At 55.3% G+C, this 12,219-nt stretch carries 8 protein-coding genes; 5 read left to right on the forward strand and 3 right to left on the reverse strand.

From position 1 onward, the window contains the following. Nucleotides 1-111: 111 nt before the first annotated feature. Nucleotides 112-4,500 (forward strand): amino acid adenylation domain-containing protein, encoded by a 4,389-nt coding sequence (locus MHN28_RS19245; protein ID WP_239344198.1) that lies wholly within the window; start codon nucleotides 112-114, stop codon nucleotides 4,498-4,500. Nucleotides 4,501-4,545: 45 nt separating this feature from the next. Beyond that, nucleotides 4,546-5,916 (forward strand): condensation domain-containing protein, encoded by a 1,371-nt coding sequence (locus MHN28_RS19250; RefSeq protein WP_239344199.1) that lies wholly within the window; start codon nucleotides 4,546-4,548, stop codon nucleotides 5,914-5,916. 109 nt (nucleotides 5,917-6,025) lie between these two features. Here MHN28_RS19250 and MHN28_RS19255 read toward each other — a convergent pair whose 3' ends face one another. After that, nucleotides 6,026-6,820 (reverse strand): hypothetical protein, encoded by a 795-nt coding sequence (locus MHN28_RS19255; protein WP_239344200.1) that lies wholly within the window; start codon nucleotides 6,818-6,820, stop codon nucleotides 6,026-6,028. A gap of 445 nt (nucleotides 6,821-7,265) precedes the next feature. On the opposite strand from MHN28_RS19255, the gene MHN28_RS19260 reads away from it, so the two are divergent. Genes MHN28_RS19260 through MHN28_RS19270 form a run of 3 tightly spaced genes read left to right on the forward strand, consistent with a single transcriptional unit; the run spans nucleotide 7,266 to nucleotide 11,535 of the window. Beyond that, nucleotides 7,266-9,806, forward strand: a complete 2,541-nt coding sequence (locus tag MHN28_RS19260) for a plasma-membrane proton-efflux P-type ATPase (protein WP_239344201.1) — start codon at nucleotides 7,266-7,268, stop codon at nucleotides 9,804-9,806. Between the two features lie 34 nt (nucleotides 9,807-9,840). Continuing rightward, the gene (locus tag MHN28_RS19265) at nucleotides 9,841-10,686 is read left to right on the forward strand and encodes a polyphosphate kinase 2 family protein (protein WP_239344202.1); all 846 of its coding nucleotides are present in this window, start codon (nucleotides 9,841-9,843) and stop codon (nucleotides 10,684-10,686) included. A gap of 48 nt (nucleotides 10,687-10,734) precedes the next feature. Continuing rightward, complete coding sequence (locus MHN28_RS19270; protein ID WP_239344203.1) at nucleotides 10,735-11,535, forward strand: endonuclease/exonuclease/phosphatase family protein; 801 nt, start codon at nucleotides 10,735-10,737, stop codon at nucleotides 11,533-11,535. A gap of 69 nt (nucleotides 11,536-11,604) precedes the next feature. Here MHN28_RS19270 and MHN28_RS19275 read toward each other — a convergent pair whose 3' ends face one another. Together MHN28_RS19275 and MHN28_RS19280 are read right to left on the reverse strand one after the other, a co-directional pair. Next, nucleotides 11,605-11,922: a type II toxin-antitoxin system RelE/ParE family toxin gene (locus MHN28_RS19275; RefSeq protein WP_239344204.1), complete on the reverse strand. Its 318-nt coding sequence runs from the start codon at nucleotides 11,920-11,922 to the stop codon at nucleotides 11,605-11,607. Then, nucleotides 11,919-12,182: a type II toxin-antitoxin system ParD family antitoxin gene (locus tag MHN28_RS19280; RefSeq protein WP_239344205.1), complete on the reverse strand. Its 264-nt coding sequence runs from the start codon at nucleotides 12,180-12,182 to the stop codon at nucleotides 11,919-11,921. The genes MHN28_RS19275 and MHN28_RS19280 overlap by 4 nt, the downstream gene beginning before the upstream one ends. Nucleotides 12,183-12,219 lie beyond the last annotated feature (37 nt).

Raw genomic sequence — 12,219 nt, forward strand, 5'->3', positions numbered from 1 at the left:
TTTCCCAATCCCCTGCGGCACTACCACCGGATTATCGGTTGTGCGTATTGACGAGCAATAATACTTGAGTATTTTTGTCGTGAAATGTCAACCGCCTTAGAGGACCTCATTTTGGACCTGACTTCGATGCAAGCTGCCTATTGGACAGGCGGCCATTCGGCTGCGAACTCGGATGGAGTTGTTGCACACCTATACAGCGAGTTCGACGGCCCATTGATGGACCTCGACATACTAAAGGCGAGTGTGCGATTACTTTTTGAACGCCATCCCATGCTGCGGCTGGCAGTCGCGGCAAACGGGGTCGCTCGGATCGCGCCAGTTGATACAGGGCACGCGCTCGGCCTATTCGATCTGCGCCATTTGAACGGCATTGAACTGGACAGGGAACTGCACCGAATTCGCGATGAAAAATCCCACCAGCGCCTGCCTCTGGAAACCGGCCACGGCGTTGAATTTCACCTCAGCATTCTGCCCGGTAACAGGCAGAGACTGCATGTGGACATAGACATGATTTCAGCCGACCCGTCCTGCTTTGGGATTTTGTTGGACGATCTTGCCAAAACCTATTCTGACGGTGGGGTTGATCGGCTACCTCCTGCGCCGGATTATGCCGCCTACCGCAAAGATACCGTAGCTCGGCCGGAAGCTCTTCGTGCGGATCGGGCGTGGTGGACGACCCGGTTCGATGCGCTGCCCCCTGCCCCTAAACTTCCGCGTTCCGAAGACCGAACAGGTGGGCCACTCAGCACGCGTCTATCAAAGTGGATAGCAGCTGAAGATCGCGCGGCGCTGCAAGCAATCGCGAACTCTGGAGGTGTGACACTCTCCAGCCTGATGTTGGCATTGTTCACAGCCAATCTGTCGCGCGCATTGAAGGCAGAAAGCCTTTGCCTCAACCTGCCACGATTTCATCGCACGGCCGAGGCCACTGGAATGGTAGGGGATTTCTCGGATCTGGGTTTGTTCGCTGCCGAACTGCGTGGAGATGACAGCCTGAAATCACTGGCCGTGCGCTGCTGGTCCGATATCCAGCGGCAGCTTTCACACACTGCCTATCCAGGTCCTGCTCTGTTACGGGATTTGTCCCGTCATCGCGGCGCCGTGCAACGTGCGCCTGTGGTGTTCACGGCTGGGTTGGCAACTGGCAGCACGCCAATTCTGTCGGACGCAGCCAGCAACGTATTTGGCGATCTCGTATGGGTGATATCTCAGGGCCCTCAGGTGGCGCTGGATGTTCAGGTTGCGCGGATGGGGGATCGGATTCTTGTCAACTGGGACATCCGTGAAGACATGACCGACATGAGTTGGATCAGGCAGGTTTTTGATACATTCTGCGACGCGATCAACCGCTTGGCCCGCAACCCCGGTATTTTTGAACAACCACTTAAAAGCTGGATACTGGCGTCCGAAGCCGCAAATGCGCAATCCTCCGGTACGCCCCTAAAACCACTACAAAAGGCCTATTTGCTTGGGCGCGGGACGCAGCTGCCATTGGGCGGGATTGCAATGCAGGACTTTCAAATGTTTCGCGGAACGATTCCGCTGGACGTACTGCGCGCGCGACTGGCGGCGGCCGTGCAGGCCAACCCGGCACTGCGCACTTATATAGATCCGCAGACTTTGACTCAGACTGTGCGATCAGAGCCGGTTTTGAACCTTGAGACCCTGGATTACTCCGCGCTGAGCAAACCCGAGGCCGAGCAGCGGCTCGCAGCTTTACAATTCCATTGGTCGCACGAGGTTTTTTCTTCTGATCAGTCGCCTTGGGGCTTGATTGCCATCACCTTGCCAGACGGTGACCTAGCCGTGATGACCCGATTTGACGCGTTGATTCTGGATGCGCACTCGATTGCGGAATTGATGCGATTCATCTTTGCGCCAGAAGGCAGTGACGTCGTCCCACCGCAGCCAGTTCCGGCAAACGAAGCGCCCACAGATTCAAACCAGCGGTCAACTGACGCCGAATACTGGCAGCACAAACTGCAAGCGGTCTCTGGCCCTCCGCGACTGCCATACAAACAAGACCCCGAACAGATCACTCAATCGCGCTACAATCGCCAGAGTTTGGTGGTTCCGCATGCGCAAATCAAAGCCCTCTGGCGCAGGGGCGCAAAGGAAGGGTTGTTCCAGAATACAACGCTGACCGCCCTCATACTTGAGGTTCTGGCCCGCTGGACCAGCGATCTGAAACCATGCGTGGCCGTTCCGGTGTCACCAAGTGGGGGAGGTTCATCCGCCAGCAATGCGTCGTCCTTTGTCGCCCTGGCATATGATGTGCTCACGGGTAACTTTGCGGACCGTGCCAAACAGGTGCAACGGGATATTCTGGAAGGACTGCAACACACCGCGTTCTCTGGGGTGGATCTGAACCGGATGCTTCTGAACAAGAACGGCGGAACCCTTGCTCTGCCGGTGGTTATCACAAGCGGATTAAGCTGGCCTGCACAGCACCCCGACAGTCCGATGCAATATTGTGACGGCCTGACCCCGACTCCACAGACGGCTTTGGACATTCGCCTGACCTTGGACAGCGAAAAGAACCTGGTTCTTTCTTTCGACTACGCGCAGAAGGCGCTGTCAGACCAGGTCGTTTCGGATCTGCTGGCCGCCATATACCGCGCGATTCTGACGGTTTCGTCCAGCGATAGCCTGAAACTGGATGCCGCAGATTTTGTGGATCTGACACATTACCGAAAAAACGACCCGACAGAACCGTTCGAGTGTTCAAGGTTTCTCGAGAGAATTCGCGCGAATCTGTTCGATGGAGACGCCAGCGGAACGGCCCTGATCTGTGCCCGGGGGAAGACCAGCTATCACGAATTTGGGCGTTCCGTGCTGGCTGCGATTGCCGGGCTGCGGTCAAAGGACATGACCGAGGGTGATCTAGTCGCCGTCTGTCTGCCACGCAGTCCTGATCATATCGCCCTGCAGGTTGCATGCGCGTTGGAGGGTATTCGATGGGTGCCGATCGACGCCAGTTCACCAGCCGCACGTCTGCACTATTTGCTGGACGCGTGTTCACCCGATCTTGTGGTTACACGACAATCGATTGACGGACATAACTGCATCACTCCGAAGAACTTATTGTCTTACTCAATCAACGGAGTCACCCCGCCCGAAACGGCCGCATTGCTGAGCCGCAGCAGTTCGGCGGAGCCTGCTTACTACCTGTTCACCTCTGGAACGACCGGCAAACCGAAATGCGTCGCAGTCAGCAATCGCGGCACATCGAACACATTGGGTCGAACACTGGATCACTGGCAGGTAGATGACAGGGATGTTCTGATTTCCGTAACCCCCCTGCATCACGACATGTCAGTGTTTGATGTTTTCGGTGCATTGACCGCTGGGGCGACCCTGTTGCTGCCTGCGGAAGGAGAGGAAAAAGACGCCATACGCTGGGCGCAATTGGTCCGGGATCACGCCGTGTCGATCTGGACCTCTGTACCGGCCATCCTCGAGATGTTGATGGCCTGCAGCCGCTGCGATGATCTGCGCTCACTAAGGCTGATTGCCCAAGGCGGCGACTATATAAAACCCACGACAATCGCATCACTGCGTCAGGATCTACCCAAGGCAAGGCTGATCTCGCTGGGCGGCCCGACTGAGACAACTATCTGGAGCATCTGGCACGACATCGAGCCTGATGACGTGCAAGTCATTCCTTACGGTCACCCGCTGCAAGGGTGTCGATATTTTGTCTGCAACGAATTGGGCGAGCATTGCCCGACGGGTGTAACGGGGCGGATTCACACAACCGGCGTCAACCTTTCGCCAGGCTATATGGTCGATGGGACCCTTACACAGACTGATTTTGTGACCCTGACAGATGATCAAAACCGTAATCAGCGTGCCTTTAAAACCGGCGATCAGGGGTTTTATCGCCCCGACGGGACGTTGATTTTTGCCGCCCGCATCAACGGTTACGTCAAAATCCGGGGCGTGCGTGTATCGCTTGCCGATGTCGAGAACGAGCTGAGCGCGCATAAGGGCCTCAACCATGTCGCGGTGGTCGATCTGCCCGAGGCCGAAGGTCGCGAGGCGACCCTGTTGGCGATATGTGTGGCGAATGTGGCGGACGCGCCAAAAATATCCGAATTGCGCGCTTTTGCACGCAGGTGCTTGCCGGAAACCCATGTTCCCAGCCGTTTTGTGATGGTCGATGCCCTTCCGCTGAGCGCCAATGGTAAGCTGGACCGCAAGCGCGCACGCGAACTGGCACAGCAGCAGCGCAACTCTGCAACCGATGATGCTAGCGCCGGGCGGGTTCCAACAGCAGCAGATCTCGTACTGGAAATCTATCTTGCCGTTCTGGACCGCAGTGCACCAACGGACCTGCAAGAAGACAGCCCGCTGATCGCGCTGGGCCTCAGACCATCTCATCTGGCCGAAGTTGCCCGCAGGCTGAATTCAAGCTTCGGCGCATCTGTCACCCCCGGTGCCTTAGTCGGATGCAAGACGGCGCGACAGGTGTCAGATCTCGTGGCGCGTGCTGCATGATCCGCTCTGCGTTCACGGCAAAGACAATATTCCCAAGGAAACAATATGTCTGATTTCACTGACCCCAATCGTATGATGCCGCTGACGTTGGCACAAAAGGACTTTTGGGAAGAATTCACCTTTCACCCCGACCTGCCGGTTTCGACAGTAGCGCACTACATCGAAATGAACGGCCAGATGGATGGTGATGCGCTGAATTGGGCCATTCAAAAAACCTGCGACGAAGCGGAAACGCTAAGCGTGAGGTTTCATGACGTGCCCGACGCTCCCTTCCCTGTGCAAAGCTGTGACCCGGACTACCGCCCGGTTTTGCGGCAAGTAGACTTACGGGGCGAACACAACCCACGACAAGAGGCGCTGCGCCTGATGCATCAGGACATGGAGAAAGTGATTGATTTGCGATCACAACCCGTGTCCCAGCAATGGCTGCTGCAACTGGGAGATGACCACTGGATGTGGTACAACCGCGGCCACCACATTGTTCTGGACGGCTATAGCATGCTGCTATTGGAACAGCGGGTGGCGCAGCTGTACCTGCACAAACTGGGCAAATCTGAAAGGGGTACCAGCTTCCGTCCGTATTCCGATTTCATCGACGAAGATCTCACCTATTCCGGTAGCACACGCTTCGCCTCAGACCGGGCCTATTGGAAAGATCGCCTGTCTGGGTCGGAACGTCTGGGAGTCCTTGAGAAGGGCGGAGAGGATTACGGCGTAGAAGGTCTGTGGGGCGAATGCCCAATTTCCGCGAAGACCGAACAGGGACTGCTTTCGCTTGCCAAAGAAGTCGGCCTGAGCTGGCCGGATATGCTGGTGCTCGTTTCGGGCGCTTACTTGCTGCATTGCCTTCCCGAGGCTGCTTCGGACGCTGGATCGGATCGGGTCCTGCCGGTCTGGTTGCCTTTCATGAGCCGGATGGGAAGTGTAAATGCGCTGATCCCGTCGCTTGGGGTAAACATTCTGCCCTTCTATCTGAAAACCGGGGATGCCGGAGAAGACTTGAACGGCTTCCTCAGGCGCTCAGCGCGCGAGTTACGTCAGATGCGCCGCCATGGCCGGTACCGGGTCGAGCAAATTGCTGCAGATCACGGGATTGGGTCGGGAAAGCGGTTCTTCTTTTCGCCCCTGATCAATGTGATGCCATTCGAAGAGCCGGACATTCACGGGTGTGACAGCAAGCGGGTCGTTCTCTCGAACGGGCCGGCAGATGGGTTCAATCTGACCTTCCGCGCTGACAGTCAGGGGCGCGGGATGAACTTACGGCTGGATGCGGACCCAGCCCTGACTAGCCAGGCTGAATTTGACATGCACCTGCGCGCGTTACGTGAGTATATGAACCGCGCCGTACGCCCGGGAAACCTGTCGCATCCGGTCGAACGGATTGTGCAGCGTGCCTGCGAAACAACACCGGCCTGAGAACAATGAGGTGCCCACGGGGCGCCTCTGGCCGGGTTGCTGCCGGATGGGACTCAACCCGCAGCGATGGATCATATGAAACAAGTGGAACAAACAAACCTCCTTCAAGTTAGTTTGACACCTTATTGTTCGACCTTTTCCACTGGTCCAGATGGGCACGCTTCGCCGCTGCAACTTCCCCATCGGTCATGGTTGATCGGTTCCACTCAAGGAAAAGCTCAGCGCTTCCACTTGGCTGGACGTTTTGATCATCGATAGGCGTCAGGTTGTCAGACCTCACGTTCAGTATGGAAAGTGCCTTTATGAGCGGCAGATAGCGATCGTCGGTTTCTGAAACGTTGATCGAGTAAATCTCAGCCCGGGATGAGATTTCTTTTTTCACGCGACTAACGACCGCTTCAAGATCCGCGCCTTGCCGTAACGCCTTACTGTACTCCGAAAGACTCTCGCGAATTCTGTTTGAACGAAGGTTTTGCCAGTACGCGCTTCTGATCCAGTCGTCGGCATTTCGGGTCGTGTACAAAAATACAATGCGACTGTGGTCGCCGGTAAACCCTACGATCTCATCCAATAAAGCCTTTGCAAGAACATGGGTTTGCGAATAGGACCACACGCCTTTGCGCCCCGGGATCAGGCCCGAGAACTCTTCATTGCTGATCAGAAGGGGCTTTTCCTTTTCGCTTTCAAAAGATCCGAGCGCGCCCCGAAGCCTCGCTGCAAAATTCTGTAACGTGCGATCTTTGGGTGCAATCGAGTATCGCCGCGCCGCTAAACTGGCATCTTGCAGGTCTTGCGGCAAAAGAATGTTCACGCGATTTTTCAGGAGCTTTCGGTTCCCGAAAAGCGTCCTTTGCAACGTTGTTGTCCCAGTTTTATGGAAACCCTGATGAATAACGACCTTCAAAACGTTACTTCTAATTCGTCTTTTGCCAAACCTTGGCGGCAACCTAACATGGTAGCGATTGAGTAGGCCACACCTTCGCGGCGTGTATCTGCCACGTCACCGCATTCTGGCAGAACAAATCCACAGAAACAGGTCGGTTTCCCGGGTGCACACTCCCGTTAACAAGGGCACCAAAGCGGACATTCGACCAACAACAGTCCGATGCATTCTATTGGTCTCGATCATCCTCGGCATGGTGCTCTGCCTTGGGAACACCTGGCTTTTGGTTCGTTTCCAGATGCCGTGAGCGAGCTCGCGATCAAAAAAGTTTTGCCTGATCAATGGGTTTCATTGTCTAATGCCACACTAAACGGCACAAAAACCGCGCCATATATTTGTTCTTATGTATTTTTTTTCGGTCCCTTTAAGCAATGGCAGCGTGGGACTTAGCAGGGGTGATAAGACGATGGTCAACAAAGTCGACGTGAAATCCCAAAATGCAAAACCAAATTTGGAGAAAGCTGATCTCGCTTCGGTTCTGAGCGATTTGGATACCTCAAACGACGGATTGGCCTCGAAGGAAGCACATACGCGCCTTGAAAAGTATGGCCGCAACGAACTGGCGGACAAGAAGATCAGCAACTTTGAGCGGCTGTTCAAATACCTCTGGGGTCCGATTCCATGGATGATCGAAATCGCGGCCATCTTGTCGGCGCTGATCGGTCACTGGTCTGATTTCTGCATCATCCTTGTTCTGCTTATCTACAATGCTGTCTCGGGGTTTTGGCAGGAACGTAAAGCCGCGGACGCTCTTGCCGCGCTGAAGGCCGGTATGGCACCGAAAGCAGTCGTCAAACGCGACGGTAAGTTTGCACAGATTGACGCGTCGGAAATTGTTCCGGGTGACATCGTACGCATTAAGCTAGGCGACGTCGTCCCGGCAGACGTTCGGTTCACCGACGGAGAATACGCTAGCATCGATCAAGCGGCGTTGACGGGTGAGTCTCTGCCAGTGGCTAAAAAAGTCGGCGACGTCGGCTATTCCGGGAGCATTGCCAAGAAGGGTGAGATGACCGCCGTTGTCATTGCGACCGGGAACGACACTTTCTTTGGCCGAACGGCCAGCCTTGTTGCGGATGCTGGTACAGGGGCGTCGCATTCCCAAAAGGCCGTTTCGCATATCGGTGACTTTCTCATTATCCTGTCGCTGATCCTCGCGTTCATTCTGGTTGGCGCGGAACTGTATCGCGACATCGTGGTCGAGCATTCGTGGCAATGGGCTGCCGCCGCCGACATCCTGCGAACAGTTTTGGCGCTGCTGATTGCGTCTATTCCGGTGGCAATGCCCACGGTAATGACCGTCACAAACGCACTGGGCGCGATGAACTTATCCAAGAAAAAGGCGATTGTGTCCCGTCTGGAGGCAATCGAAGAATTGGCGGGCGTCGATGTTTTGTGTTCTGACAAAACCGGAACGCTGACCAAAAACCAGCTAAGCCTCGGTGATCCCGTTCTTTTTGCAGCCAAAGACGCCAAGGAACTGGTTCTTGCGGGCTCATTGGCCTCGCTTTTCGACGGAGACGATCCGATTGATGCCGCTGTTGTTGCAGGCCTCAAAAACCATGATGAACTGGCAAGTTTCACGCAAACAAAATTCGTTCCCTTCGACCCGATTTCAAAACGGACCGAAGCCCTGATCACTGATGGCCAAGGGCACGAGATTTCGTACACAAAAGGCGCACCGCAAGTTATTCTGGACCTGAGCGACATCGATGAGAATTCGAAGTCGAAAGCGCAAAAGGCGGTTGATGATCTTGCATCCAAGGGGATGCGTGCGCTTGGGGTAGCGCGATCAGAGGACAAGGGGAAAACCTGGCAGTTTCTGGGGATTTTGTCCCTGTATGACCCGCCACGCGACGACTCCAAAGAGACCATTCAGCGAGCCATGGCGCACGGGTTGCAGGTCAAAATGGTGACAGGGGACGATGTCGCAATCGGGAACGAGATCGCTGGCCAGCTTGGCATGGGCTCACACCTTCAGGCGGCGTCGGAACTGTTTAAGGACGGGATGGACCTGAGCCATCTGCCAGAACCTGTGACCGCCTGCGTGGAAAAGGCGGACGGGTTTGCCCGTGTGTTTCCCGAGCACAAATACGCCATTGTCAAAGCGCTGCAGGATCGTGGCCATGTCGTTGCAATGACAGGGGACGGAGTGAATGACGCCCCGGCCCTCAAACAGGCGGATTGTGGTGTCGCTGTAAGCGGTGCAACAGATGCAGCCAGAGCAGCTGCAGCGCTGATCCTGACAGCCCCAGGCCTATCCACGATCATTGATGCGATCGAGCAGGCTCGGCAGATATTTGAGCGCATTGTCAATTACATCGTGTACCGCGTGGCAATGACCCTGGACATTATGTTCGTAGTGGTTCTGGCTACAGTCTTGTTCGGTTTCTCGCCGCTGACCCCGATCATGATCATCATGCTCGCGCTGCTCGATGACGTGCCAATCATGACAATTGCCTATGACAATACGAACCTGCCCAAGGCACCGGTACGGTGGAACATGAGGCGTATTCTGTTTGGCGCCAGTCTGATGGGCGTTCTCTCGGTCGTTCAGACTTTCGGGCTTCTTCTGGTCGGCATGGAATGGATAGACGATCAAGGCCTGCAAGCCTGGATTCCGCTGACACAAGCCCAGCTTCAGACCGTCTTGTTCCTGCAACTCGCGGCAGGTGGACATCTGCTGCTGCTCGTCATTCGGTCGCGCGGCGCGTTCTACACGCGTCCCTGGCCGGCTCGCCCGCTGCTTATTGCGGTGATCGGCACGCAGATATTGGCGGTTTTGCTGTGTGGCTTTGGTATATTCGTCGAACAAATCCCGTGGATGATCATTTTGATGGTCTGGGCCTACATGCTCGTATGGATATTCATTTTGGATCAGGTGAAGCTTGCCATGTATCGCAGGCTGCAACGACCACACCATCATTCCCAGCCTAGACGAACCTGAGGCTTAGCGAAATTCGTAACGGAAAGGAGTTGAAATGCACTATTTCAATAAGTTCCGCGTCAAACCCGGAAGCTCAGTCGACCTGAACAGTATCGACCCTAATTTTAAAGACAAACACGAAAGCCACGAACACGCGTTGCCTGAAATTCAGGCCTATTCGCAAAAGCTGAGCGAACTTCAATACTTGATGTATGCCGAAAAGAAGCGCTCTTTGCTGATCTGCCTGCAGGGGCGGGATGCTGCGGGCAAGGACGGCACCATCAACCACGTTCTGGCGGCGATGAACCCCCAAGGCTGCAAGGTGAGCGGGTTCAAAGTCCCAACGCCCGAAGAGGCCGCCCACGATTTCCTTTGGCGCTGTCACAAGGAAACACCTCAGAAAGGTCAAGTTTCGATCTTCAATCGTTCGCATTATGAGGACGTTCTGGTCGTTCGGGTTCATAACCTTGTTCCCAAGGAGATCTGGAAAAAACGATACGATCACATCAACGCGTTCGAAGCTCTACTTCATGACAGCGATACACATGTGTTGAAATTCTATCTGCACATCAGCCCCGAGGAGGAACTGAGCCGGTTCAAAGAAAGGATCGATGATCCGGCGCGCCACTGGAAAATCAGCGAAGGCGACTATGCCGAGCGGCCCTTTTGGGATGAGTATACAAAGGCCTTCGAGGCAGCCCTGAGCAAGTGTAGCACCGAACATGCCCCGTGGTTTGTGATCCCTGCAAACCACAAGTGGTTCCGTAATTTGGCGGTTTCACGAATTGTGGCTGAATACCTTGAATCGCTCGACATGCAGTTTCCGCCGCCGACCGTGGACATTGACGACATTCGAAAGAAGTACCATGCAGCTGAGAAATCTCAGGTCGGCAAAGAGTAAGAAGCGCGAATGTCGCCGGTGCTGGCCTGTTCCAACAAAGATCTGTAAATGAAAATAGTCTGCCTGAACGGATGGGGCGGGAAGCTGCACGAAAAGCTGCTGCCATACCTGGAAGAGTGCTCACCTGAAATCCTGTGTCTGCAAGAGGTTGTCCATACTCCCACGTCAGACAGAGACTGGCTAACCTATCGTGATGGGGATCACATTCTCCCTCAACGGGCGAATTTCTTTCGTGACGTATCCCGAGCATTGCCCGATCACGTAGCCATATTCTGCCCGGCGGCGCGGGGCGTCCTTTGGGACGACCAAAGGACATTTCCGTCGCAATGGGGCCTCGCAACATTTGTACACAAATCGCTTCCGATCATTGGCCAGGTTCAGGGCTTTGTCCATAAAAGCTATTCACCTGATGGGTACGGCGAACATCCTCGATCACGCAGCGCCCACGGCGTTCGTGTCTATGATCATGGCTTGAACCGATCAATCAGTGTCACGCATATGCACGGGCTGCGCGATCTGAATGGAAAAATGGATACGCCAGAACGGGCGGAGCAAGCGAAAAGGTTGCTGAAACTGTCAGAACAGGTCTCGGAACCCGGTGACTTGGCCGTTGTTTGCGGAGACTTCAACGTCGAACCTGAAAGCGAAACGCTTCGGGTGTTGGCAGAATCCGGTCTAACCGAACTGGTGACAGGACGGGGGTTCAGTGGCACCAGAGCGTCTCACTACAAAAAGCCCGGAAGGTATGCCGACTACATGCTCATCAATGACGCAAACTCGGTTCTGTGCTTTGATGTGGTTTTTGATCCGGAGGTTTCCGATCACTGCCCTTTGGTTCTTTGCTTGTGAGGTGACGCGCGAATTCAGGCGCTCAATTGCCGCGAACTGACCTCCTGAGGCGAAGGGCATGCCATTAGGCTATTGCCGACGCGTTTCCAATCGCGTGATCCAGTCGGCACCCGCGTAAGTGATTGTAAGCACGTGGATCTCTTGCGCGTCCTCATCAATCGTAAAGGCAATGACCGCACGACGGGCGGCTGGAATGGCACGCAGGCCGGGCAAAACATGATCCCGGCGTGTGCCAATATGCGGCAAGGACTGTAAGCCCTGTGCTACGCGCGCGATCTCGTCCAGCTTGCGGCGGGCGACCTGGGGACCTGCGTAGTCCGAGATCATCTCCGCAATCATTCTCAGATCATCGACGACTGCCGGGTGGTAACGCAGGCGGTAGGTCAATCAGTGGAATCCAGCCCGCGCAGTGCCGCTGCGAACACGGTGTCATGATCAACAAATGTTTCGCGCGGGGTGGCTGCGCGGCGTCGGATTTCATCCGCCATTGCCTCAAGCGCGGTTTCGCGGGCTTGCTCATCCTCGATCATCCTCTCGACTGCGGCAGCCACTGCGGCAGAGGCCGAGGCATAGACCCCCTCGCCCACCTTGTCCTTCAGAAACTGGTGGTGCCGATCGGTAAAGCTGAGCGTGGTTTTGACGGTCATCGAGACATCCTTTCGTGGTAATACTTGGTCATACCCA

Origin of the sequence: Ruegeria sp. Ofav3-42 (genome assembly GCF_022347725.1) — a bacterium.
Classification (GTDB): Bacteria; Pseudomonadota; Alphaproteobacteria; order Rhodobacterales; family Rhodobacteraceae; genus Ruegeria.

Excerpts from the sequence above, each read along its gene's own strand:
- MHN28_RS19250 (WP_239344199.1), top strand. The coding sequence starts at position 4,546 with ATGTCTGATTTCACTGACCCCAATCGTATGATGCCGCTGACGTTGGCA.
- MHN28_RS19260 (WP_239344201.1), top strand. The coding sequence starts at position 7,266 with ATGGTCAACAAAGTCGACGTGAAATCCCAAAATGCAAAACCAAATTTG.
- MHN28_RS19265 (WP_239344202.1), top strand. The coding sequence starts at position 9,841 with ATGCACTATTTCAATAAGTTCCGCGTCAAACCCGGAAGCTCAGTCGAC.
- MHN28_RS19270 (WP_239344203.1), top strand. The coding sequence starts at position 10,735 with ATGAAAATAGTCTGCCTGAACGGATGGGGCGGGAAGCTGCACGAAAAG.
- MHN28_RS19280 (WP_239344205.1), bottom strand. The coding sequence starts at position 12,182 with ATGACCGTCAAAACCACGCTCAGCTTTACCGATCGGCACCACCAGTTT.